At 65.2% G+C, this 23,117-nt stretch carries 21 protein-coding genes and 1 pseudogene; 16 read left to right on the top strand and 6 right to left on the bottom strand.

Annotated elements, in window-relative coordinates; all coding sequences use genetic code 11:
* Both DEF76_RS11990 and DEF76_RS11985 read left to right on the top strand, forming a co-directional pair.
* On the top strand, positions 1-369 hold the full coding sequence (locus DEF76_RS11990; protein WP_114912532.1) for a hypothetical protein: 369 nt from the start codon (positions 1-3) through the stop codon (positions 367-369).
* Positions 366-3,638: a helix-turn-helix domain-containing protein gene (locus DEF76_RS11985; RefSeq protein WP_114912531.1), complete on the top strand. Its 3,273-nt coding sequence runs from the start codon at positions 366-368 to the stop codon at positions 3,636-3,638. The genes DEF76_RS11990 and DEF76_RS11985 overlap by 4 nt, the downstream gene beginning before the upstream one ends.
* 28 nt (positions 3,639-3,666) lie before the next feature.
* Here the strand turns inward: DEF76_RS11985 and DEF76_RS11980 are convergent.
* Positions 3,667-4,809 (bottom strand): annotated as a pseudogene (locus tag DEF76_RS11980) (DEAD/DEAH box helicase); the annotation flags it as partial.
* Between the two features lie 102 nt (positions 4,810-4,911).
* Between DEF76_RS11980 and DEF76_RS11975 the strand changes: the two are divergent.
* The 11 genes from DEF76_RS11975 (at position 4,912) to DEF76_RS11925 (ending at position 14,719) form a co-directional block, all read left to right on the top strand.
* Complete coding sequence (locus DEF76_RS11975) at positions 4,912-7,044, top strand: protein-disulfide reductase DsbD family protein (RefSeq protein ID WP_205215993.1); 2,133 nt, start codon at positions 4,912-4,914, stop codon at positions 7,042-7,044.
* Entirely contained in the window at positions 7,045-7,893 is an 849-nt protein-coding gene (locus DEF76_RS11970) for an EamA family transporter (protein WP_240318995.1), read from the top strand.
* Positions 7,894-7,958: 65 nt separating this feature from the next.
* Positions 7,959-8,513: an SspB family protein gene (locus DEF76_RS11965; RefSeq protein ID WP_114913856.1), complete on the top strand. Its 555-nt coding sequence runs from the start codon at positions 7,959-7,961 to the stop codon at positions 8,511-8,513.
* Positions 8,514-8,517: 4 nt separating this feature from the next.
* Positions 8,518-10,176, top strand: a complete 1,659-nt coding sequence (locus tag DEF76_RS11960) for a fumarate hydratase (RefSeq protein WP_114912529.1) — start codon at positions 8,518-8,520, stop codon at positions 10,174-10,176.
* The gene (locus tag DEF76_RS11955) at positions 10,176-10,571 is read left to right on the top strand and encodes a VOC family protein (protein ID WP_114913855.1); all 396 of its coding nucleotides are present in this window, start codon (positions 10,176-10,178) and stop codon (positions 10,569-10,571) included. The genes DEF76_RS11960 and DEF76_RS11955 overlap by 1 nt, the downstream gene beginning before the upstream one ends.
* A 3-nt stretch (positions 10,572-10,574) precedes the next feature.
* Entirely contained in the window at positions 10,575-11,621 is a 1,047-nt protein-coding gene (gene queA, locus DEF76_RS11950; protein WP_408842144.1) for a tRNA preQ1(34) S-adenosylmethionine ribosyltransferase-isomerase QueA, read from the top strand.
* Positions 11,618-12,748, top strand: a complete 1,131-nt coding sequence (gene tgt / locus DEF76_RS11945; RefSeq protein ID WP_114912528.1) for a tRNA guanosine(34) transglycosylase Tgt — start codon at positions 11,618-11,620, stop codon at positions 12,746-12,748. The genes queA and tgt overlap by 4 nt, the downstream gene beginning before the upstream one ends.
* The gene (gene queF, locus DEF76_RS11940; RefSeq protein ID WP_114912527.1) at positions 12,745-13,218 is read left to right on the top strand and encodes a preQ(1) synthase; all 474 of its coding nucleotides are present in this window, start codon (positions 12,745-12,747) and stop codon (positions 13,216-13,218) included. The genes tgt and queF overlap by 4 nt, the downstream gene beginning before the upstream one ends.
* Positions 13,205-14,233, top strand: coding sequence for a tRNA epoxyqueuosine(34) reductase QueG (queG, locus tag DEF76_RS11935; protein ID WP_240318993.1), 1,029 nt, complete (start codon positions 13,205-13,207; stop codon positions 14,231-14,233). The genes queF and queG overlap by 14 nt, the downstream gene beginning before the upstream one ends.
* Positions 14,230-14,445, top strand: coding sequence for a ribbon-helix-helix domain-containing protein (locus DEF76_RS11930; RefSeq protein ID WP_114912525.1), 216 nt, complete (start codon positions 14,230-14,232; stop codon positions 14,443-14,445). The genes queG and DEF76_RS11930 overlap by 4 nt, the downstream gene beginning before the upstream one ends.
* 79 nt (positions 14,446-14,524) lie before the next feature.
* Entirely contained in the window at positions 14,525-14,719 is a 195-nt protein-coding gene (locus DEF76_RS11925) for a hypothetical protein (protein WP_114912524.1), read from the top strand.
* Between the two features lie 63 nt (positions 14,720-14,782).
* On the opposite strand, the gene DEF76_RS11920 is transcribed toward DEF76_RS11925, so the two are convergent.
* Positions 14,783-15,187, bottom strand: a complete 405-nt coding sequence (locus tag DEF76_RS11920) for an OmpA family protein (protein WP_114912523.1) — start codon at positions 15,185-15,187, stop codon at positions 14,783-14,785.
* Between the two features lie 409 nt (positions 15,188-15,596).
* Between DEF76_RS11920 and DEF76_RS11915 the strand changes: the two genes are divergently transcribed.
* The 3 genes from DEF76_RS11915 (at position 15,597) to argF (ending at position 18,484) form a co-directional block, all read left to right on the top strand.
* Positions 15,597-16,220 (top strand): Crp/Fnr family transcriptional regulator, encoded by a 624-nt coding sequence (locus DEF76_RS11915; RefSeq protein ID WP_162800616.1) that lies wholly within the window; start codon positions 15,597-15,599, stop codon positions 16,218-16,220.
* Between the two features lie 120 nt (positions 16,221-16,340).
* Complete coding sequence (locus DEF76_RS11910) at positions 16,341-17,531, top strand: aspartate aminotransferase family protein (RefSeq protein WP_114912521.1); 1,191 nt, start codon at positions 16,341-16,343, stop codon at positions 17,529-17,531.
* On the top strand, positions 17,531-18,484 hold the full coding sequence (argF, locus tag DEF76_RS11905; RefSeq protein WP_114913853.1) for an ornithine carbamoyltransferase: 954 nt from the start codon (positions 17,531-17,533) through the stop codon (positions 18,482-18,484). Before DEF76_RS11910 ends, argF begins: the two co-directional genes overlap by 1 nt.
* Positions 18,485-18,500: 16 nt before the next feature.
* Here the strand turns inward: argF and DEF76_RS11900 are convergent, their stop codons facing one another.
* The 4 genes from DEF76_RS11900 to DEF76_RS11885 form a co-directional block, all read right to left on the bottom strand.
* Positions 18,501-19,967 carry an ATP-binding cassette domain-containing protein gene (locus tag DEF76_RS11900; protein WP_114912520.1) on the bottom strand — a complete coding sequence of 489 codons (1,467 nt, stop codon included), beginning with the start codon at positions 19,965-19,967 and terminating at the stop codon, positions 18,501-18,503.
* Positions 19,964-20,866, bottom strand: a complete 903-nt coding sequence (locus tag DEF76_RS11895; protein ID WP_114912519.1) for a branched-chain amino acid ABC transporter permease — start codon at positions 20,864-20,866, stop codon at positions 19,964-19,966. Before DEF76_RS11895 ends, DEF76_RS11900 begins: the two co-directional genes overlap by 4 nt.
* An 8-nt stretch (positions 20,867-20,874) precedes the next feature.
* The gene (locus DEF76_RS11890) at positions 20,875-21,750 is read right to left on the bottom strand and encodes a branched-chain amino acid ABC transporter permease (protein ID WP_114912518.1); all 876 of its coding nucleotides are present in this window, start codon (positions 21,748-21,750) and stop codon (positions 20,875-20,877) included.
* A gap of 80 nt (positions 21,751-21,830) precedes the next feature.
* Positions 21,831-23,105, bottom strand: a complete 1,275-nt coding sequence (locus DEF76_RS11885; RefSeq protein ID WP_114913852.1) for an ABC transporter substrate-binding protein — start codon at positions 23,103-23,105, stop codon at positions 21,831-21,833.
* Between the last annotated feature and the right edge of the window lie 12 nt (positions 23,106-23,117).

Here is a 23,117-nt window from a genome sequence, read left to right as displayed (position 1 = left end):
ATGGATGACTCCACGAGAAAGCAGGCAGCCCGCCGGCGAGCAGCGCAAGAGCGACTTGGTCGGAATGATGCTCAATGCCCCTATTGCGGCGAGGCCGACGCGCGGTGCCTTGAGCTGCATCATATCGCAGGCCGGAAATTCGACGACGAAACCATCCCGGTTTGCCGCAATTGCCACCGCAAGCTTTCCGATATGCAGTGCGATCATCCCCTGCCTTTGCATGATGATCCAGGGTGGATGGAGAACCTCGGACATAAATTGCTCGGTCTCGCCGACCTCCTGGCACTCGCTGTCGCAAAGCTCAAGGAGGTCGGCAAGCTTCTGATCGACAAGGCGCGCGCCACGCCAGCCTCAGGCACGCACCCATGATCGCGCCTGAGGAAGAGGCCTCCATCGCGGTGCGTGCTTTTCTCGATGATGGTGCGCTCTGGATCGCCCCGGCGGCGGCCAACCGCCGGCGGCGCTTCCAGGCGCCCGATATTGGCCCATCGGAATGGACACTGATCTTCGACACCGAGACCACTATCGATGCCGCGCAGCAATTGCGCTTCGGCTGTTATCAGCTCCGCCGTGGGTCTGATCTTGACGAGGCCGGTATCTTTTACGATCCAACCAGCTTGAGCAATGCCGACCAGGCACTCATTGCGGAATATGCGGCCGCTCGCAGGTGCAAACTGATGACCACCGAGACATTCGTTGGCGATATCTTCTACGGCGTCGGCTACGATCTCGGCGCGATGATCGTCGGCTTCAATCTGCCCTTTGATCTTTCGCGTCTCGCCATCCGCCATGCCTCGGCGCGTGGCCGGATGATGCGCGGCGGTTTTTCCTTTCAGCTCAGCCCTGACAAGCGACAACCACAGGTGCAGGTCAAACATCTCTCGCGCCGCGCCGCGCTGATCCGTTTTGCCGCCAAGCGCGGGCAAAGAACAGGGCGGGGCATGCGCCGGCGCGGGATGCGCGTGGCCCCTCGGCGTGGCTATTTCCTCGACGTGAAAACCCTCGCCGCGGCCCTCACCAGTCGGAATTTCAGCCTTGCCAGCCTTGCCGAATTCCTCGATCTCGCCGATCGTAAGCAGGCAACAGAGGATCATGGCGGTCCATTGACCAAAGCCTATCTCGACTACGCGATGCAAGACGTACAAACAACCTGGTCATGCTTTGAGGCTTTGCGCGAGCGCTATGCGCACCATCGTCTTGGCGGCACACCAGTCTATCGCATCCTGAGCGAGGCCGGGCTCGGCAAGGCCTATCTCCGGGAGATGGGTGTCAAGCCGTGGCGGGAGACATCCCGCGCGATGCCGTCGGGTTTGATCGGCCAGATCATGAGCACCTATTACGGCGGCCGGGCCGAGGTGCGCCTTCGCCGCGTCGTTCGCCAGATCGCCTATTGTGATTTTCTCTCGATGTATCCGACCGTTTGCACGCTGATGACTCTCTGGCGCTTCGTCATCGCCGATGGCACCGAGCAGAGTGACGCGACGGCGGAGGTGCGTAACCTGCTCGCCACGGCGTCGCTCGATCACTTGCAACGCCCGGAATTCTGGGCCGGCTTACCCGTGATCGTGCAAGTGCGGGCCGAGGCCGATCTCTTTCCGGTGCGCACCCGCTACGCGCAGGAGCCGAACTACACCATCGGCCTCAATCATCTGACCAGCGAGCAACCGCTCTGGTTCACGCTCGCCGACTGCCTCGCCGCGACGCTGCTATCGGGCAAGACGCCACAAGTGCTCCAGGCTATCCGCTTCGCGCCGGGCCCTATGCAGGAGGGCCTGAAGCCCGTCGATATCGCCGGGCAAGCCACCTATCGAATCGATCCGGCCAGTGATGACTTCTACCGCCGGCTGATCGATCTCCGCTCCACCCTCAAGAATCGCATGCGCGGCACCAAAGGCATCGAACGCGGCCGTCTCGACGCCGAGCAGATGGCGGTGAAAATCCTGGCCAACGCCACGAGCTATGGCATCTTCATGGAGTTGAATGCGGAGGAACTGCCCAAGCGTGAGGTAGCAACCTGCTACGGTCCCGATGGTGCCGGCAAGCCAGTTGCCATCGATCAGATCGAGACGCCCGGAAAATTCTTTCACCCGCTGTTGGCAACCCTGATCACCGGCGCCGCCCGGCTGATGCTCGCCCTCGCTGAGCGCCTCGTGCAAGACGCCGGGCTCGATTGGGTATTCTGCGATACCGATAGCCTTGCCGTCGCCAAACCCGAGGCGATGGCGGACGGCCTATTCTGGACGACGGTCGAGGCGATCCGGGCATGGTTCACGCCGCTCAACCCCTATGCGGAAAAAGCGCCCCTGCTCAAGCTGGAGGATACCAATTTTTCCGTTGATCGGCGTGACGAGGTCGAACCGCTTTACGCATTCGCCATCTCCGCCAAACGCTACGCCTTGTTCAACCTTGATGAACGCGGCCACCCCGTTCTACGCAAGGCGTCTGCCCATGGCCTCGGCCATCTCATTTCATCCTACCGCGGCAGCGAGGCGCGGAAAGTTCTTCCCGAGCCCAAAGCGCCGCTTTCGGAAATTGGTGTCGAGCGCTGGCAGCATGATGTCTGGCACTGCATCGTAACCGCAGCCCTCGATCATCGCCCCGACCAGGTCGAAACCACTGATCTGCCCGGCTTCGCCAGCCCTGCGGTCAGCCGCTACGCAGCCACCACCCCGCGCCTTCTCGCATGGTTTAAGCGCTTCAACCGCAACAAACCCTACCGCGAGCAGGTTCGGCCCTTCGGCTTCCTGCTTGCCTTCCAGGCCAGCCGATTGATAGAGAGCGCCGCCGCTGAGAGCGCTCCGACCTCACCGGAGCGGATGCGCGATCATGCGCGACGGGAAAAGCCGCTCGCTCCGCAAGCGAAGGCACACCTCCCGAAGGTGGTCGCACCCTATGATCCAGACCCGGCCAACGCCGCGTGCCTTGCCTTCAACCGCGAAACCGGCGCGCCGGTGCCACGCCGTCAGCTCAAGACCTACCGGCAAGCGTTGCTCCGCTATCATCTCCACCCCGAAGCAAAATTCCGCCACGGCGACTTTACCGATCGCGGCCCAACCGAACGGCGGCATCTCCGGGCGGGGGCAATCCATCTGATCGGCAAGGAGGCCAATCGCTGGGAAGAACAATTCTTCCTTGGCCTCGATCCGGAAGCCCAAAACGAATACGGCCTCGCCATCGCCGATCGCGAGCGCCTGCTCGCCGCTATCCGGGAGGCCATCACAACCATCGGCATGGGGAAATTCGCCACCGTCACGCATTGGTCGCGGCGCCATCTCTGCGACATCCTTGCCGGGCGGAAATCATTGCCGGATGCCGAACTCACCAAGCTCGCGGCCCGCGCCCGTCAGGTCACAGCAAACCAATCATCCGCCACGGACATCCTAGCGCTCATCCGTCAACGCTGCCAGGAAGTCGGCCTGCGCCAGTTCGCCAAACGCATCGGCATAGATGACGGGCATCTCTCGCGTATATTGTCCGGCCAGCGTCAACCCACCGGAAAGCTTCTTGCTCGGCTGAGACAAGCAAGCAAAGATGGCTATCTCAATGGCCTCGGCGTACCCAATGCGCCCAAACCGCAACCCCGCCGCGAGGCGGCAGCCAGGCAACCAATACCAAACCTACCCTTCACAACCCCGTGAGTGCTGCCAAATTGGGAGCTGATTTGACGATCGCTATATCCCCCTCGGGGGCGGTGCCCCAGGCGGCGGCGGTGAGCGCCAGGGATGAAAGCTCCGCGTTGTGGATTTCCGGCGGATCGGCGGGCGCAAGTCCCCGCTCCAGCGCTGCCGTCCACAGCCGGAGCGCACGCCCCGGACCCTCCCGCCCGGCGCGGCCGGCGCGTTGGGTCGCGCTCGCGCGGCTGATCCGCCGCGTCGTCAACCGAGTGAGGCCCGTCCCCGGATCGAGCACCGGGGCACGACGAAAACCGCCATCGATGACCACCCGCACGCCGGGGACGGTGAGCGAGGTCTCGGCGATCGCGCTCGCGAGGACGACGCGCCGCCCGGCGGCCGGGGTCAGCGCGCGGTCCTGCTCGGCGGGGGGGAGATCGCCGTGCAAGGCGAGCAAAGTCGCCTTGCATCCCTCCAAGAGCGCCATCACCCGGCGGATTTCCGCCATGCCGGGAAGAAAGGCGAGAATGTCGCCGGCCGCGTCTCCGGTGGCGGCAAGAACGCCCTGGATCGCGCGCGCCATCGCCTCGGGCAGCTCGCGCGGGCTCGCGAGATCGCGCGTGGCGTGGCTGATCTCGACCGGGTGCGGGCGGACCTCACAGGTGATCACGGCGGCATCGAGCCGGCGTGCGAGGCGATCGCTCTCGGCGGTCGCCGACATTGCGATCAGCCTGAGATCGGGGCGGAACAGGGATTGCGCATCGCGGAGCAGCGCGAGCGCGAGATCGGCCTCGAGCGAGCGTTCATGCACCTCGTCGAGAATGACCGCGGCGACCCCTTCGAGCCCGGGATCGGCGAGCAGCCGGCGGAGCAGAAGGCCCTCGGTGATGACTTCGATCCGGGTCGCGGCGGAAACCGCGGCGTCGATCCGGGTGCGATAGCCGATGACGCCACCGACCGCCTCCCCGCGCAGCGCCGCCATGCGCCGCGCCGCAGCACGCGCGGCGACCCGCCGCGGCTCCAGCATTAAAATGCGCCCGCCCGCGACCCAGGGGGCCTCGAGAAGCGCGAGCGGCACCAGCGTGGTCTTGCCGGCGCCGGGCGGAGCGACCACAATGGCGTTCGGTCGCGCCCGCAACGCCTCGCAGAGTTCGGGCAGGGCGGCGGCCATCGGCAGCTCGGAGAAAGCGGTGTCCATGCCGCGCTTCCTAGCATGTGCTTTGCCGCCGCGAGAGAGGGCGGACGCGGCCACGCCTGCGTGTGACACGCGGACCTATGATGGGGAAATGGGAAGCTCGCGATGCGTTTTGACGTGCGGTTGAAGCGATGGGCGCTGGCGTTCGCGATCGCGGCGCTGCTCGGCCTGCGCATGCTGGCGCCGGCGTCGGCGGCGGAAAGCGCGCCGGCCGTGACCGCGCGCGACACCGTGACCCTGGTCAGCGAGAGCGATTCCTACATGCCGGGCGCGCCGTTGCGGCTCGGGCTCCGCTTCCGACTCGCCCCGGGCTGGCACATCTACTGGAAAAACCCCGGCGCCGCCGGTGCGCCGCCGACGCTTTCGTTCACGCCCGGCGACGCCGGCGATTTCGTCTGGCCGGCGCCCGAGCGGATCACCGAGGGGCCGGTTACGGTCTATGGCTATACCGGCGAGGTGCTGCTGGCGCGGCGTTTCACGCCGCCAGCGGGGCAAACCGGCGCGCTCGCCATCACTGCCCACGCCACCTGGCTGGTCTGCGCCAAGCTTTGCGTGCCTGAGGAGGCAGAGTTTCATCTCACCCTCGCGCCCGGCCCGGTGACGCCGGCGGCGGAGTCGGCGTTGTTCGCCGCCGCCGAAGCGCGCCTGCCGCACCGCCTCGGCTGGCCGGCGGTAGTCACGCCGGAGGGTCGTCTCATCGTCACCCCGGCGATCGCGAAGGGCGACGAGATGGCCCGGGTTTTTGCCGGGCGGCCGTATTTTTTTCCTGATCGCCCGGGACTGATCGACCCCAATGCCGAGGAGATGCGCGAGAAGGCGGGGCGGCGGTTTTTTCTCTCGCTCGCAACGCTGCCGGGCTTTGACGCCAACGCCGACCTTTCCGGCATCATTGAATTCGATGGCGATCCAAAACGCGCCGTTGCCATCATTGCCCATCCTGGTGTCGTGCCGCTACCCTCCACCACCGCGCTGCCGCTGTGGCAGAGCCTGATCTTCGGCCTGCTGGGCGGGCTGATCCTCAATTTCATGCCGTGCGTTTTTCCGGTGCTGGCGATGAAGGCGATCGGCCTTGCGCAGTTCGGCTATGCCCGGCGCCGCGCCGTGATCGTCCATGCGCTTGCCTATGCGGCCGGCGTGATGGCGACGTTCGTCGTCCTCGGCGGCATCTTGATCGCGCTCCGCGCGAGTGGCGCTGCTGCGGGCTGGGGGTTTCAGTTTCAGTCCCCGGCCTCGGTCACCGCCATGGCGTGGCTATTGTTTGGCGTCGGGCTCAATCTTTCTGGCGTGTTCTCGCTCGGCGGCGGGGTGACTGGCCTTGGCCAGAGCTTCGCCGGGCGGCATGGTCTTGCCGGCTCGTTCTTCACCGGTCTGCTCGCGGTTCTGGTCGCGACCCCGTGCACGGCGCCGTTCATGGGGGCGGCGCTGGCGGCGGCGATGGTTGCGAAGCCGGCGGCGGCGCTTGGCGTCTTTCTCGCAATGGGGCTTGGGCTCGCGGCACCCTATCTGCTGCTCGCTCTGCTGCCTGGGCTCGGGCGTGTCCTGCCGCGGCCGGGCCGGTGGATGGAATGGCTGCGTCAGGGGCTGGCGTTTCCGATGTATGGCGCTGTCGCCTGGCTTGCCTGGGTGGTCTCGCGCGAGGCGGGATCGGCCGGCGTACTCGGGCTCGGCGCCGGGCTTGTATTGCTCGGCTTCGCCGGCTGGCTGCTCGGCATCGGCCAGCAGAGCCCAACGCCGCGGCTGCGCCGGATCGCGCAATCGGTGATGGTGACCGCGGTGCTGGCGGCGCTCGCGATTCTCTCCGGCCTCGCCGCCGTCGCCGCGCCGCCATCGCTCCTCGCCGAGGCCAATGGCGGCGAGGGGGGCGCGACCCCCTATTCCCGCGCGACGCTTGCCGCACTGCGCGCCGCCGGGCGGCCGGTTCTCGTCAACATGACCGCGGCGTGGTGTGTCACCTGTCTCGTCAATGAGCGAATGGCGCTCGATTCGGCGGAAATCCGCCGCGCGCTCGCGGATCGCGACGTCACCTACATGGTCGGCGACTGGACCCGCCAAGACCCTGAGATCACCGCCTTTTTGCGCCAATTCAACCATGATGGCGTGCCGCTCTATGTCCTCTATCCCGGTGGCGACCGGCCGCCGGTGGTGTTGCCGCCGATCCTCACCGAAACCTCGGTGCTTGCCGCTCTCGAAACGGTGCGCGAGAAATCCGCCCTCGCCGCGGGCGCCGGAACCCCCTGAGTGCCGGCCGGCGGTCTGCCGCTCGACGTCATGGCGGCGGTGCTCGGCGGCGCGCTTTTGCACGCCGGCTGGAATGTCGCGCTCAAGGCGGGGTCGGACAAAGGGCTTGAAACCGCGGCGCTGTTGGCTGGCGGGGTGGTGCTCGCGCTCGTTCTGCTGCCCTTTCTCGGTCTGCCGGCGGCGGCGAGCTATCCGGCGCTCGCCCTCTCCACCCTCTTGCACGTCGCTTATTTCTTCCTGCTGATGAAGGCGTATCAGACCGGCGAGATGGCCCATCTCTACCCGCTGATGCGCGGTTTGCCGCCGCTCGTCCTTGCGCTGCTCGGGCTGGTCTGGGGCGAGGCCCTGGCGCCGGCGCGCGGCCTCGGGGTCGCGCTGATTTCGCTCGGCGTGCTCTCTCTGGCGCTGTCGCGAGGGGCGGCGCCGCATGGCCGGGCGACCCTGTTCGCCCTCCTCAATATCGCCGTCATCGCCGCCTATACGCTCAATGACGGGATCGGGGCGCGGCTTTCGCGGGCGCCGTTTGCCTACACCTTGGCGACGTTCTTCGCGACCGGTGTCTTGTTCATGGGCGCGACCGCGTTCGGGCGCGGCCGGGCGCTGGCGGCTTTGCCGCTCCGGCGCTGGATGATCGGCATAGTCGCGGCGGCGAGCGCCATCGGCTCCTACGGGCTTGCGCTATGGGCGATGACGCGGGCGCCGATCGCCGCGATCGCCGCCTTGCGTGAGACCGCGATCCTGTTCGGCATGGTGCTCGCGCGCGTCGTGGTTGGCGAACGGCTGGGCCCGGTGCGCTTGGCCGCTGGCGCGCTTATCGTTGGCGGCGCGGTGATCCTGCGCCTGTTTTGACCGCCGGGCGCGGCGCTTTGCCTCTCTGGCGCGGGCGCGCTAAGGGAACGGCGATAGACGAGGACATGATGGAAGACGATAGCGGAAGCAACGACCACGAGACGCCGCCGGAAAGCCTGCTGCCGTATGACGCATGGGCGGAAGCGGCGCTGCGCGAGGTGGTGGCGCGCGCGATCGAGTACGCCGAGCGCCATGGCCTGCCCGGCGCGCATCATTTCTTCATCACCTTCCGCACCGACCAGCCAGGCGTCGAGATTCCGGCGCGGCTGCGCGCGCAATACCCGCGCGAGATCACCATCGTGCTTCAGCATCAGTTCTGGGATCTGGCGCTCGATCGGAAGCGGGCGCGGTTCAGTGTCGGGCTCTCGTTCGGCGGGGTGCCCTCGCGCATTACCGTGCCGCTTGCCGCGATCAGCGCGTTTGCCGATCCCGCGGTGCAGTTCGGCCTGCAATTCCGTGTCCCCGAGGCGCCGGCGGAGACGGAGGGCGAAAGCACCGCGACCCCGCCGCCCGACGCCGAACCGGCCGCCGAACCGACCGCCGATCCGACCCAGGGGACGCCGCAGGTGGTGCAGCTTTCGGCATTCCGCAAGCGCCCGCAATCCGATGCCAAGGAGTGAGAGGATGGATACCAAAGCCGCCAAGCCCACCCCACGGCCGACAGAATTCCGCTATGCGCCGATGTTTCCCCTCGCCGCCGGCGAGGTGCCGTGGAAGCGGCTCGATCTTGCCGGCGTGAGCGTTACGACCCACGCCGGGCGTGATATTCTTCACATCGCGCCCGAGGTTTTGAGCGAACTCGCCTTCCAGGCGTTTCACGATGTCTCGCATCTGCTTCGCCCTGGCCATCTCCAGCAATTGCGGGCGATCCTCGATGATCCCGAGGCGTCGGCGAATGATCGCTTCGTCGCCCTGCAATTCCTCAAAAACGCCGCGATCGCCGGCCGCGGCGTTCTGCCGATGTGTCAGGATACCGGCACCGCCATCGTGTTCGGCAAAAAGGGCCAGCGCGTCTGGGTCGAGGGCGACGAGGAGGAAGCGCTCGCTTATGGCGTTCATCGCACCTACACCGAAACCAATCTCCGCTATTCGCAGATGGCGCCGCTTTCGATGTTCGAGGAGGTGAACACCGGCAACAATCTCCCGGTGCAGTTCGACATCCTCGCCGCCCCCGGCGAGGCGCATGCCGAGGAATTTCATTTCCAGTTCATCGCCAAGGGCGGCGGCTCGGCGAACAAGACGTTTCTTTATCAGGAATCGCGCGCCGTGCTGACGCCGGAAAAGCTGCTCGGCTTCATCGAAGCGAAGATGAAGACGCTCGGCACTTCGGCCTGCCCGCCCTATCATCTTGCGGTGGTGATCGGCGGCACCAGCGCCGAGATGACGCTGAAAACCGTGAAGCTCGCCTCGACCCGCTATCTCGATGGCTTGCCGACGGCGGGCGATCGCTCCGCTCATGCCTTCCGGGATCTCGCCTGGGAGGAGAAAATCCTCGAGCTTTCGCGCAAAATCGGCATCGGCGCGCAATTTGGCGGCAAATATTTCTGCCATGACGTGCGTGTCATCCGTCTGCCGCGCCATGGCGCCTCGCTGCCGATCGGCATCGGCGTCTCGTGCAGCGCCGATCGCCAGATTCTGGCCAAGATCACCCGCGATGGCGTTTTTCTCGAGCAATTGGAGACCGATCCCGCGCAATATCTGCCCGAGATCACCGAAAAAGATCTTGGCGGCGAGGTCGTGAAAATCGATCTCAATCAGGGGATGGCGGAGATCCGGCGCACCCTCTCGCGCTATCCGATCAAGACCCGCCTCGCGCTCACCGGGACGCTGATCGTCGCGCGTGACATCGCCCATGCCAAGCTCAAGGAGCGGCTCGATCGCGGCGAGGCGCTACCCGATTATTTCAAGAACCATCCGGTCTATTACGCCGGGCCGGCAAAGACCCCGGCCGGCTACGCGACCGGCGCCTTCGGCCCGACCACGGCCGGGCGGATGGATAGCTACGTCGCCGATTTCCAAAAAGCCGGCGGCTCGCTGGTGATGCTCGCCAAGGGGAATCGCTCGCGCGCGGTGCGCGAGGCCTGCAAGACCTATGGCGGCTTTTATCTCGGCAGCATCGGCGGCCCGGCCGCCATCCTCGCCGAGCAAAACATCAAGAAGGTCGAGGTGTTGGAATATCCCGAACTCGGGATGGAGGCGATCTGGCGCATCGAGGTCGAGAATTTCCCGGCCTTCATCGTCATCGACGATAAGGGCAATGATTTCTTCGACGGGCTCGAATGATGCGCTTCACCGTCGACCGTCTCGATCATCTCGTGCTCACCTGCCGTGATCTCGATGCCACGGCCGCCTGGTATCAGCGCGTGCTCGGTATGGAGCGCGAAGTGTTCGGCGCCGAGCAGCGGACGGCGCTCAAATTCGGCGGCCAAAAGCTCAATCTCCATCAGGAGGGGCGGGAATTCTCGCCGCGCGCGGCGCAAGCCCTGCCGGGCAGCGCCGATCTCTGTTTCATCACCGCCGTCAGCCCCGCCGATGTCGTCTCGCATCTTCTCACGCAGGGGGTTGCGGTCGAGGTGGGGCCGGTTGCGCGCACCGGCGCGCTCGGGCCGATGATGTCGGTCTATTGCCGCGATCCGGACGGCAATCTCGTCGAGATCGCGAGCTATCTGCCCGATTGATCAGTGCCTGATTTTGCCGTGAACGAGGCGGATTTCGATTTCGATCTGCCGCCGGAGCGGATCGCGCAGCACCCGGCGCGCCCGCGCGATGCCGCGCGTCTTCTCCGGGTTGCGCCCACGGGGCTTGAGGATCGGGTGATGCGCGATCTGCCGGCGCTGCTCGCGCCGGGGGATGTGATGGTCGCGAACGATACCCGCGTGATCCCGGCGCAACTCGCGGCGCGGCGCGGAGAGGCGCGGATCGGCATCACCCTCGATCGTCCCCTGGCGGATGGCACCTGGCACGCGCTGGCGCGAAACGCGCGGCGGCTTCGCATTGGCGACAGGATCGTCTGCGACGGCGGCTTGAGCGCCGAGGTCAGGGCGCGCAACCCCGATGGCGGCGTGATCCTGCGCTTTGATCGCGATGGCGAGGCGTTTGCCGCGGCGCTGCGCGAGGCCGGCGCGCTTGCCCTGCCGCCCTATATCACCCGCCCCGACGGCCCGAGTGCTCAGGATGCGAGCGATTACCAGACGATTTTCGCGGCGCGCGAGGGTGCGGTCGCGGCGCCGACGGCGGGGCTCCATTTCACGCCGGCCTTGCTCGATGCCATTGCCGCGCGTGGCGTTGCGCGCGTCACCGTCACGCTTCATGTCGGCGCGGGGACGTTTCTGCCGCCCCGTGGCGCCGATCTCGCGCGCCATCGCCTGCATGCCGAGCGCGGGGAGATCAGCCCGGCGGCGGCGGCGGCGATCAACGCGGCGCGGGCGCGCGGCGGGCGGATCGTCGCTATCGGCACGACGACACTCCGGCTTCTGGAGAGCGCGGTGAATGAGGCCGGCGACGTCCTGCCGTTTGCTGGCGAGACCGATATTTTTCTCCGCCCCGGCCACGTCTTCCGCACCGCTGATCTCTTGCTCACCAATTTTCATCTGCCGCGCTCGACCTTGTTCATGCTGGTCGCGGCGTTCTCGGGCCTTGCGCGCATGCGCGCGGCATACGCGCATGCCATCGCCGCCGGCTATCGTTTCTATTCCTATGGCGACGCCTCGCTGCTGACGCGCGCATGAATTTCTCCTTCACGCTTGCCGGGCGCGATGGCGCGGCGCGCGCCGGCACGCTTATCACCGCGCACGGCGCGGTTGCGACGCCGTGCTTCATGCCGGTCGGGACGGCGGCGACGGTGAAGGCGATGACGGCGGATGCGGTGCGCGCGACCGGCGCCGGGATCGTGCTCGCCAACACCTATCACCTCATGCTCCGCCCCGGCGCCGAGCGGGTCGCCGCTTTGGGCGGGTTGCACCGTCTGATGGACTGGCCGGGGCCGATCCTGACCGATTCCGGCGGGTTTCAGGTGATGTCGCTCGCCAAATTGCGCAAGCTCGACGCCGATGGCGTCACGTTCCGCTCCCATATCGACGGCAGCGCCCACCGCCTCACCCCCGAGCGCGTGATCGACATTCAGAGCAAGCTCGACGCGACGATCAGCATGGTGCTCGATGAATGCACCGCGTTTCCGGCGAGCCATGAGGCCGCCGCGCTCTCGCTCGATCTTTCGCTGCGCTGGGCGGAGCGTTGCCGCGCCGCCTTTCCCGCCCGCCCGGGCTACGGCCTGTTCGGCATCGTCCAGGGCGGTGTCTATGCCGATCTGCGCGCCCGCGCGTGCGAAGCGTTGATGGCGATTGGTTTCGAGGGCTATGCCGTCGGTGGGCTCGCGGTCGGTGAGGGGCAGGCGATGATGCTTGCGGTCCTGGAGGCGACGGTGCCGCTCTTGCCGGCGGAGAAGCCGCGCTATCTCATGGGCGTCGGGACACCGGATGACATCATCGCAGCCGTTCTGCGCGGGATCGACATGTTCGACTGCGTGATCCCGACCCGCGCCGGGCGCACCGCGCGTGCCTATACGTCACGCGGCGTCCTCAATCTGCGCAATGCCCGCTTCGCCGATGATCCGGCGCCGCTCGATCCTGGCTGCGCCTGTCCGGCCTGCACCCGCCACGCCAGGGCTTATCTCCATCATCTATTCCGGTCTGGCGAAATCCTCGGCCCGATGCTGCTCACCTGGCATAATCTCCGCTATTATCAGGATCTGATGCAGCGCCTGCGGGCGGCGATCCTGGACGGGCGGCTGGCGGCGACGGCGGCGGCGCTTCGCGCCGGTTGGGGGGCGGGGGCAAAGGAGGGAGATCGCGGATGACGGAAAGCGGAACGGCGGCACCCGCCGGGTTGACCCAGCTCGGCGCGCGCGTGTCCCTGCCGGCGAGCCCTGAGGCGGCGGTTCTGGAGCGGGTGGCCAATCCGCATCCGGGGCTCGATTATGTCGTTCGCTTCACCTGTCCGGAATTCACCTCGCTTTGCCCGATCACCGGCCAGCCGGACTTCGCGCATATTGTGCTCGACTACATCCCGGGTGATTGGATCCTCGAGAGCAAATCGCTGAAGCTTTTCCTCGGCGCATTCCGCAATCACGGCGCCTTTCATGAGGATTGCACGCTCACCATCGCCAAGCGGGTGACGGACGCGATCGCGCCGCGCTGGCTTCGCATCGGCGGCTACTGGTATCCGCGCGGCGGCTTGCCGATCGATGTTTTTTGGCAAAGCGGCGCGCCGCCTGCGGGGATTTTTCTGCCGCCCCAAGGCGTTGAGCCCTATCGTGGACGCGGCTGAGGCGATCCGCACCAAGGCGCTGGCGCTCGGCTTCGACGCCGTCGGGTTCGCGCCCGCCGATCCCGATCCCGCCGCCGCCGACCGGCTCAAAGCCTTTCTCGACGCCGGATTTCACGGCGAGATGGGCTGGCTCGCCGCCCGCGCCGAGGCGCGCGCAAGCCCCCGCGCGCTTTGGCCGGCGGCACGCAGCGTTATCGCGCTTGCCCTCAACTACGCGCCGGAGGGGGATGCGCTTGCGACCTTGGCGCGGCCCGCGCATGGCAATATCTCGGTCTATGCCCGTAACCGCGATTATCACGATCTGATCAAGGGGCGGCTTAAGCATCTCGGGCAATTCATCGTCTCGCGCTTCGGGGCGGAGGTCAAAGTGTTCGTTGATACCGCGCCGGTGATGGAAAAACCGCTGGCGGCGCGCGCTGGCCTCGGCTGGCAGGGCAAGCACACCAATCTCGTCTCGCGCCGCTTTGGCTCGTGGCTGTTGCTCGGGGAAATCTATACGACACTCGCGCTCGCGCCGGCGGCGGCGCATGCCGATCGCTGCGGGCGTTGCCGGCGCTGTCTCGACGTCTGCCCGACCGACGCCTTCCCCGCGCCCTATCGGCTCGATGCCAGGCGCTGCCTTTCCTATCTCACCATTGAGCATGCCGGCCCGATCCCCGCGCCGTTGCGCGCCGCGATGGGCAACCGCATCTATGGCTGCGATGACTGCCTCGCGGTCTGCCCGTGGAACCGCTTCGCCGTTGCCGGGCGAGAGGCGAAGCTTGCCGCGCGGGCGGATTTGATCGCGCCGCCGCTGGCCGATCTCGCGGGGCTCGGCGAGGAGGGGTTTCGCCGCCATTTCAGCGGCTCGCCGATCAAGCGGATCGGGTGGCGAAGATTTCTCAGAAACGTGCTTTATGCTATTGGTAATTCAAATAATATCAATCTCGCAGCGGTCGCACGCCGGCATTGTGCGGCAGATGATCCGGTGATCGCCGAGGCAGCTTCTTGGGCGCTGGCGCGACTTGCGGCATGAGCGGGCTCGTCAAACGCAGTGTGACGCTGGCCGGCCACCGCACGTCGATCGCGCTCGAGGCGGAATTCTGGGCGGCGCTGGTCGCGTGCGCTGAAGCGCGCGGGATGGCGCTCGCGGCCTTGGTGGCTGAGATCGATGCCGCGCGAACTTCTGAACAAGGGTTGGCCTCGGCCTTGCGGGTCTTCGTTTTGCGGAATTTTTCGTGCCGTTAACTATTGTACAAGGAGTTTGTTTGACACTTTCCCTGATGGTCGAGGAAACGCCTCGATTGTGAGAGAGGGGAAAAATCCGATGCTTACTTTGACCGATGCCGCTGCCGATGGCGTTTCCGCCGATGCCAGCAAAGTCAGCCCGCTTTTGATCGCCGACCGGTTGATCACCCTGGCCCAGGATGCTGACCGGGCTGGCTATTCCGCCACCGCCGACCGTCTGATCCGGCTCGTGAACCGGGTGTTCGACGAGGAACGCCGGCTCGCGCCAGTCTGAAAGCCTCTCGGCAATCACCGCCAAACCCGGATTTTTAGGGTTTGGCGGCGCGGCCGGCGTGTCTCAGCCGCCGATGGTGATGTCGACGCGGCGGTCGGCCTGGCCGCTAAGCAAGGCATCGCTGGGGCCGTTGGCGTTATAGTGGATCCGTTCACGGGCGACGCCGTCGATGACCAGCTGCTCGGTCACCGCTTTGGCGCGTTCGGCGGAGAGGGCAGCGTTGGCGGCGGCGCTACCCGAGAGATCAGTATAGCCGTTGACCACAATATTTTGATTAGTATGCTGTTTCGCGTAATCGGCGGCGACCTGAATGACCGCTTTGGCGGTTTCGTTGAGTGCCGCCGAGCCCGGGGTGAAGAACACCGGATAATCGGAGAGGGTTTGCCGCCACCAGGGATTGCACCCGGCGACGGCGATGGCTGCCGACAACAGCAGAGCGGCGCGCAGGGACGAGAAGCGCGAAAGCATAGTTTCCTGGGTCTTTCTACCGATTTCTTTGGGGTCTGATAGCGCGCGCCAAACTGCCCGGAATGTACCGGGACGTCAATCAGGCGGTGGCGCTCTGCCATCGGATGCGTATTTCGATCGACAATCGCCGCCGCTGCGCGCAAATTGCGGCGTAAGGTCGGCTGTTCCCAACGACGGGCAGTGCCAGCCATAGCCTCCGGCGTGGCATGTCGCATGACCGGGAGAGCTGGCGCAGAAAGCCCGGCGCAGAAAGCCCGGTCTAGAAAGTCCGGCGTAGAAAGACGAGCGATATCCTATGGCGAATTTACGACACAGAACCATCGATACCCATGCGCTCCAACATGACACCGTTTGCAAATCGTGTTGGGCGAGGCGTTTCAGCTTCTGCGAAACCCTCCATAACAAAGGTATGCAGGCGTTCTTCGATGCCGCGTCCTATACCAAGGTCGGGTCGGGAACCGTTTTTGTCCATGATGGCGAGAAATCCCCATTCTATTTCAATATAAACCGAGGCATGACGCGGTCTTTCAAAATCCTCCCCGACGGACGCCGGCAGATCTTGAATTTTGGGATGCCGGGGACATTGATGGGTCTATCGCAAAAAGCGGATTTCGATTTCAGTATAGAATCGATCACTGATGTTTCGCTATGCCGATTTTCAAAGGATAAAGTCGATTTCTATTCGAACAAACATCCTGAATTGCGAAAAGCGATCATGGACAAGCTGATGTATGAGCTTGCCGAATCACGCATGCATATTTTGGCGCTCGGAAAAATGAGCGCGAAGGAAAGACTAGCCTTCTTCTTGATAAAGCAAAACGCGATAGGAATGAAAATTTATGGGCAGATGAATAAAATCATTTTGCCAATGAGCCGCTATGATATTTCAGACTATCTTGGAGTAACTACCGAAACGATTAGCCGGACATTCACGCAATTTGAATCAGAGGGATTAATAACCTCACTCAAGGCCTCGGAAATCGTCATTCGTGACCGTCGGCGCCTTGCGGCGCTGGCCGGCGGCATGACGTGATCAGCGCCGATCGGCTGACATCGCTGCCTTTTCGCCGCTGACGGTTTGACGAAAGCCGGTATGGGCGGCAAACTCGCAGCTTTCGCCAAGTGTTCCCTGCCCGACAAGAGGGGAGTTCCCATGATTCCCGCCCTGATGCCGACCTATAACCGCGCCGACCTCGCTTTCGTACGGGGTGAAGGCGTTTGGCTATATGCGGCGGATGGGCGACGATTCCTCGATTTTGGCGCCGGAATCGCGACCTCCTCGCTCGGCCATAATCATCCGCATCTCGTCGCCGCGATCACCGATCAGGCGAGCCGGGTGATGCATGTCTCTAACCTCTACCGCGTGCCCGAGGCTGAGCGCCTCGCCGAACGCCTGGTCGCGGCGAGCTTCGCCGACAGCGTGTTTTTCTGCAATTCCGGCGCCGAGGCCAACGAGGCCATGGTCAAAATGATCAGAAAGACCATGGCCGAAACCGGGCAACCCGACCGCTACCGTGTGATCTGCTTCGAAGGCGCTTTTCACGGCCGCACGCTCGCCATGCTGGCGGCGACCGGCAATGCCAAATATCTCGCCGGCTTCGGCCCCTGCGTTGAAGGCTTCGACCATGTCCCGTTCAACGATATCGAAGCCGTGCGCCGCGCCATCGGCCCGGAAACCGCCGGCATCATCGTCGAGCCGATCCAGGGGGAGGGGGGTATCCGCCCGGCGCGGCTAGAATTCCTGCGGGCGCTCCGCGACATCTGCGACGAGCATGGCCTCGTCCTCGGGATGGACGAAATCCAGAGCGGCATGGGCCGCACCGGCCGGCTTTTCGCCCATCAATGGGCCGGCATCACGCCGGATGTGATGTCGCTCGCCAAAGGCATCGCCGGCGGCTTTCCGATGGGCGCCGTGCTGGCGCGCGAATGGGTCGCGAAACATCTGACCGCCGGCAGCCACGGCACCACGTTCGGCGGCAATCCGCTCGCCTGCGCCGCCGCCAATGCCGTGCTCGACGTCATTCTTGCGCCGGGCTTTCTCGCCGGTGTGGAGCGTGTCGCCGACCATTTGTGGAACGCTTTGTCCGCCGTGGTCAAAGAATGTCCGGCGATCTTCGAGGAAGTGCGTGGCGCCGGCCTCATGCTTGGCCTCAAATGCCGCGTGCCGCAGGCGCACGTGCAGCAAGCTTGGTTGGAAGAAGGCTTGCTCGCCGTCAATGCCGGCGAAAATGTCGTGCGCTTGGTTCCGCCGCTCATCGTCTCGGCGGCGGAGTGCGATCAGGCGGTGGCGATGATCCGCGCCGCCTGCCGCCGTCTTGCCTCCGCCAGCGCGGCGGCGGCGTGATGAGCAGCACCCTGCCACGCCCGAGCGCCGTCGGCGCCGAGCGTCCGGCACCACGGCATTTTCTCGATCTTCGCGATTTCGATGGCGCGACCTTGCGGCATATGCTCGATGTCGCGGTCGGCTTCAAGCGCGCCGGGACATCCTCGCGCCCGCTCGCGGGGAAAACGCTCGCGCTGATTTTCGAAAAACCGAGCACCCGCACGCGGGTCAGTTTCGAAGTCGCCATGCGCCAGCTCGGCGGCGATGTCGTCGTGCTGATGGGCAGCGAGATGCAGCTTGGTCGCGGCGAGACGCTGGCCGATACCGCCCGCGTGCTGTCGCGCTATGTCGATGCCATCATGCTGCGCACCGACCGCGCGGCGAAGCTGCACGACCTCGCCGCCCATGCCAGCGTGCCGGTGATCAACGGCCTCACCGAGCTTTCGCACCCGTGTCAGATCATGGCCGATGTCATGACCTTCGAGGCGCATCGCGGCGCCATCGCCGGCCAGCGCCTCGCCTGGTGCGGTGATGGCAACAATGTCGCGCGAAGCCTGATCGAAGCCGCGGTAAGGTTTGGCTTTTCGCTTCGCCTGGCAACGCCCGCCGCCCTTGCGCCGCCGGCTGATCTTCTCGCCTGGGCGCGCGCCGAGGGCGGCGACATCACGGTCACCGCGGAACCTCGTGAGGCGGTTGCCGGCGCGCGAGCGGTGTTCACCGATACCTGGGTGAGCATGGCCGATGAGCGCGCCGATGAGCGCCGGGCCCTGCTCGCGCCCTATCAGGTCAACAGCGCGCTGATGGTGGCGGCGGCGCCGGATGCGCTGTTCCTGCACTGTCTTCCTGCCCATCGCGGTGAGGAGGTGACGGACGAGGTGATCGACGGGCCGCAATCGGTGGTGTTCGACGAGGCGGAAAACCGCTTACACGCGCAAAAAGGCATTCTCGCCTGGGTGCTCGGCGCGGCGCGATAATGCTGGCGGCGCGGCCTCAGAGATAGCCGGCGCCGGCCTCGATCGCGAAGCGGTCGGGCGGGCCTTGCCAGATGATGCGCGCGTGTTCGAGCACATAGACCCGGTCGGCATGGGGCAGGGCGAAGGTGACGTTCTGCTCGCCGAGCAGCACAGTGATCGGCGTCGTTTCGCGCAGACGCGCCAGCGCTTTGGAAAGCTGTTCGAGAATCACCGGGGCGAGGCCGAGGGTCGGCTCATCGAGGATGAGGAGGCGCGGGTTCATCATCAGGGCGCGGGCGATCGCGAGCATCTGCTGCTCGCCGCCCGAGAGCGTGCGGGCAAGCTGCTTGCTGCGCGATTTCAGGATCGGGAATAGATCATAGAGCCAGTCAAGCCGGGTTCGGCGCTCCGGCGCCGGCTGGTGCTGGCCGCCGAGGTCGAGATTTTCGGCCACACTCATATCGCCGAATAATTCCCGCGTCTCCGGGCACTGCACGATGCCACCGCGGGCGATCGCGGCCGGTGTTTTCCCGGCGAGCGCGGTGCCCTGCCAGCTGATCGCGCCGCTATAGGGGATGAGGCCGGAGATGGCGTTGAACAATGTCGTCTTGCCGGCGCCGTTGAGCCCGACGACCGAAACGAACTCCCCCTCATGCACCTCGAGCGCGGCCCGATCCAAAGCCTGCGCCTTGCCGTAAAAGACGCTGAGACCCTCGATCTTGAGCAGCGGAATGCCGCTTTTTTCCGCGGCGATGGTGCGGGCATGGGTCTCGATCGTGCCGCCGAGATAAACCCGGCGCACGGTCTCATCCTGCATCACCGCGTCCGCCTTGCCTTCGGCGATGCGTTCGCCGAGATACATCGCAAGCACCCGGTCGACCAGCGCCGCGACCCCCTTGACGTTGTGATCGACGAGCAGAACCGCTTTGCCCTCTTCACGAAAGCTCCTGATCAGGGCTGAGAAGCTTTCGACCTCGGCCATGGTGAGGCCGGCGAAGGGCTCATCGACGAGCACCACATCGGGATCGCGCGCGATCGCTTTCGCAAGCTCCATGCGGCGAAGATCGGCAAATGGCAGCGTCGTCGGGCGGCGATCGAGCACCGCGCCGAGGCCGACCCGCTCGCCGATCGCGCGCGCTTTGGCGTCCACCGCATGCTCGGCGGCGAGTTGAAAGAGGCTGTCGGGCAAAAGCGCGAGCTTGATGTTTTCGAGCACCGTCTGGCGATGCAGCGGGCGCGAATGCTGAAAAACGAGGCCGATGCCGGCGCGGGCGATGCGATGCGTCGGCCAGGTGACGATCTCGCGCCCGGCGAGCCGCACCGAGCCGGCATTGGCGCGCTCGATCCCCATGATCAGCTTCATCGCCGTCGATTTGCCCGAGCCATTGGGGCCGATCAGGCCGAGGATCTCGCCGCGCGCAATCGAGAATCCGAGATTCTTGACCGCGACCAGCCCGCCAAACCGCTTGGTGAGGCCAGCGACTTCGAGCAGAGCCCCGCTCATGCGCGCTCTCCGCGGCGAAGGAGATAGCCAACCAGGCCGTCGGGGAAAAACAGGATCACCGCGAGCGCGATCGCCGAGACCACGAACGTATTGAGCTGGCCGAGCGGGCGCAGGATTTCGCCGGCGACGATCAGAAACACCGCGCCGATCGCAGCCCCCACGATGGTGCGCCGCCCGCCGAGCACGGCGGCGATGATGATCTGCACCCCGACCGCGATATCGACGACGGTATCGACGGAGGCGGTGCCGAGATAAAACACCAGCATCGCCCCGGCGAGGCCGGAAAAAAGCGCGCTGACGGCGAAGGCGGCGAGCTTGTGCTTGGCGACGTTGAAGCCGAGCGCCTGCGCCTCGACCGGGTCCTGGCCGCTCGCCTGCAAAATCAACCCCGCCGCCGAGCGCGATAAACTATAGAGAATGAGGCCGCTGACCGCGAGGAATGCCAGCGCCAGCCAGTAATTATGGCCGGGATCGACGGAGAGGACGTCGTTGATGGTAAGCCCAATCTCGCCGCCAGTGACGCCCGCGAAAATCACGATCACCTGCTGCAGCACCAGCACCGCGACCAAGGTGATGAGGCCGAAATAGGGCCCACGCAGGCGTAAAGCGGGCAACGCCAGGGCGAATCCGCCTATGACGGCGGCGAGCGCGCCGGCGATGACATCGAGCCACACCGGAACGCCATGATTGTCGAGCAGGCCGGCGGTATAGGCGCCGAGGCCGATGAGAAAGGTCGGCCCGAAATTGACCTCGCCGGCAAAGCCGAACAACAAATCCCAGGCCATCGCGAAGACGCCGAAATAATAAGCGACGGTGAGCACCGCGAGAATGTAAGCCGAGACCCAGAGGGGGAAACTGGCAAGAACGATGAGCCCGATGAGGGCGAGAATGATGCGCATGAAAAACCTCAGCGTCGCCCAAACAGCCCTTGCGGGCGGAGATAGACCACCAGGACCAGCAGCAGAAGCGAGGGGATGGTGCGCAAAGTGGGGCTGATCAGATAAGCGGTGACGGTTTCGAGATAGCCGATGATATAGGCCGCGATCAGCGAGCCGGAGACGCTGCCGAGACCGCCCAAGACGACGATCGAGAAAGCGCTCGCCGTCAAAACGCCGATATTGTTCGAGCTGGTGCCAAGAAACATCGCGAGCAGCACGCCGGCGATGGCGGCGAGCACGCCATAGATCGCCCAAACCAGCAGATAGACCGAGGACAGCTCGAACCCGAGCAGCGTCAGCGCGCGGGGATTGATCGAGGCGGCGAGCAGCGTCTTGCCCGCCCGCGTGCGATTGACCAGAAGCCACAACAAGCCGATCGAAACCCAGCAGATCGCCGCCGTCATGATTTCGTTCGCGGGGGTGCGGACACCGAAGATATCGACGACGCCATTGACCAGCGGGCGCACGGTGATCGGGCTGTCGGTAAAGAAATAGGCGATCGCCTCCTGGATCATGATCCCCCAGAGCAGGGTCGCGGTGAGGACAAAAATTTCGGTCTCGTCGCGCGGAATGGCGCGCGAGCGCTGGATTGGGCGCACGGCGAGGCCATAGGTCGCAAACGCGATGATGACCCCGAAGCCAACCCCCGCGAGCGCGCCGATATATTGCCCGGCGCCGAGCGGCCCCGCGATGTACCAGGCAGCAACGGCCGCGGCGACCATGATGCCGCCATGGGCGAGATTGAGCACGCCGGAGACGCCGAAAATCAGCGAAAATCCGATCGCGCCCAAGGCATAGAGTGTGCTGATGGCAAAGCCATCGACCAGGATCTGCAAGCCGCGCATCACGCGTCTTCAGCCATAGGGCGAAACTCCGGTCAGGAAACTATCCCGCCGGCCGAGGGAACCCGGCCGGCGGGGAGGGGTTATTGCGCGCTCGCGTGCTGGGTCGGGAGCTTGATGAAGCTCGGGAATTTCAGCGTGCCGTTGGCAACGCGGGCGGGCCACACCGTCACCTGCTTGCCGTCCTGCCATTGGATCATCAGGCCGGAGACGAAATCGGCGCCATATTTCAGGCCGTGCGGGAAGTCGCTATCCTGGCCATAGAAAGCGATCGTGCCGATCGTTCCGACATAATTGGTTTTTTCCATCTCGGCGACGATTTTATCGGCGTCATCGCTGCCGGCGCGGCCGACGGCTTCGGCGATGATGTGGACGTCGTCATCGGTGGTGTAGCCGGTATAGGCCGGCGTCACGCCAAAGCGCTTGAGATAGGCCGCCGCATAGGGGATGGTTTTTGGCGTGATCGCGACATCGGGCGTTGCGACCACCTGGGCGATGACGCCTTCGGTCGCGCCGTTGGTGTCGCGCCAGAACGAGGTCGTGGTCGCCTGCGAGCTGACCCCCGACATCGGCACCGGCACCTGCTCGCTATGCCATTGCACCGTCGGCTGCACGCCGACATGGCTGATCCCGGTGGTGATAACGTCCGGGCGCAGGCCCTCGATCTTGTTGAAGATCGGCGTGAAATCGGTGGTATCGGGCGAGACGCGGACGGAATCGAGCACCTGGAGCCCGGCTTTCGGCAGGCAGCGTTTCGATTCTTCGTCGAGCGGCTTGGTCCAGGCCGCGTCCTCGCTCAGCATCACCGTGGTCTTCATGCCGAGTTTCTCGACCAGGAAATCATGGGAAAAATCGCAATTGGCATCGGCGATCGCGGTCGAGGTCAGATAGCCGTGGAACGTGTATTTATTGTGGGCATAGTCTTCCTTGACGTGGCGGGTGATCTCGTTGCTCGCGGCACCGGGGGTAATGAAGGGGGTATGGAGCCGCGCTGCCCACGGCTCGAGCGCGAGCGCGACCTCGCTCATGTAACTCCCGATCACCGCGACCACGTGGTCCTGATTGACCGCACGCTGGAAGGCGCGCACCGCGTCGGTCGCCGAGTTGTGATCGTCGTAATCGATGATCTCGACCTTGCGGCCATTGATGCCGCCGGCGGCGTTGATTTCATCGGCGGCGATCATCGCGCCGTTAGTGATCGCGATGCCAGAGATGGCGGAATTTTCGGCGATCACGCCGATACGGATCGGGTCGGCGGCGCGGGCGGCGTGAAACGCCGGCAAGATCAGGGCGCAGGTGCCGAGCGAGCCGAGAACCGCCCGCTGCACAGCTTGCCACGCCGACGCTGCTTTCTTCATAGCTTCCTCCTG

This window comes from Acidibrevibacterium fodinaquatile (assembly GCF_003352165.1).
Taxonomy (GTDB): Bacteria; Pseudomonadota; Alphaproteobacteria; order Acetobacterales; family Acetobacteraceae; genus Acidibrevibacterium; species Acidibrevibacterium fodinaquatile.
The sequence above is the reverse complement of the archived record's forward strand: the minus strand, read 5'-3'. Positions and strand labels throughout refer to the sequence as shown.

Coding starts and splice junctions, on each gene's coding strand:
- DEF76_RS11990 (WP_114912532.1), top strand. CDS start 1: ATGGATGACTCCACGAGAAAGCAGGCAGCCCGCCGGCGAGCAGCGCAA.
- DEF76_RS11985 (WP_114912531.1), top strand. CDS start 366: ATGATCGCGCCTGAGGAAGAGGCCTCCATCGCGGTGCGTGCTTTTCTC.
- DEF76_RS11975 (WP_205215993.1), top strand. CDS start 4,912: ATGCGTTTTGACGTGCGGTTGAAGCGATGGGCGCTGGCGTTCGCGATC.
- DEF76_RS11965 (WP_114913856.1), top strand. CDS start 7,959: ATGATGGAAGACGATAGCGGAAGCAACGACCACGAGACGCCGCCGGAA.
- DEF76_RS11960 (WP_114912529.1), top strand. CDS start 8,518: ATGGATACCAAAGCCGCCAAGCCCACCCCACGGCCGACAGAATTCCGC.
- DEF76_RS11955 (WP_114913855.1), top strand. CDS start 10,176: ATGCGCTTCACCGTCGACCGTCTCGATCATCTCGTGCTCACCTGCCGT.
- tgt (WP_114912528.1), top strand. CDS start 11,618: ATGAATTTCTCCTTCACGCTTGCCGGGCGCGATGGCGCGGCGCGCGCC.
- queF (WP_114912527.1), top strand. CDS start 12,745: ATGACGGAAAGCGGAACGGCGGCACCCGCCGGGTTGACCCAGCTCGGC.
- DEF76_RS11930 (WP_114912525.1), top strand. CDS start 14,230: ATGAGCGGGCTCGTCAAACGCAGTGTGACGCTGGCCGGCCACCGCACG.
- DEF76_RS11925 (WP_114912524.1), top strand. CDS start 14,525: ATGCTTACTTTGACCGATGCCGCTGCCGATGGCGTTTCCGCCGATGCC.
- DEF76_RS11920 (WP_114912523.1), bottom strand. CDS start 15,187: ATGCTTTCGCGCTTCTCGTCCCTGCGCGCCGCTCTGCTGTTGTCGGCA.
- DEF76_RS11915 (WP_162800616.1), top strand. CDS start 15,597: ATGCAGGCGTTCTTCGATGCCGCGTCCTATACCAAGGTCGGGTCGGGA.
- DEF76_RS11910 (WP_114912521.1), top strand. CDS start 16,341: ATGATTCCCGCCCTGATGCCGACCTATAACCGCGCCGACCTCGCTTTC.
- argF (WP_114913853.1), top strand. CDS start 17,531: ATGAGCAGCACCCTGCCACGCCCGAGCGCCGTCGGCGCCGAGCGTCCG.
- DEF76_RS11900 (WP_114912520.1), bottom strand. CDS start 19,967: ATGAGCGGGGCTCTGCTCGAAGTCGCTGGCCTCACCAAGCGGTTTGGC.
- DEF76_RS11895 (WP_114912519.1), bottom strand. CDS start 20,866: ATGCGCATCATTCTCGCCCTCATCGGGCTCATCGTTCTTGCCAGTTTC.
- DEF76_RS11890 (WP_114912518.1), bottom strand. CDS start 21,750: ATGCGCGGCTTGCAGATCCTGGTCGATGGCTTTGCCATCAGCACACTC.
- DEF76_RS11885 (WP_114913852.1), bottom strand. CDS start 23,105: ATGAAGAAAGCAGCGTCGGCGTGGCAAGCTGTGCAGCGGGCGGTTCTC.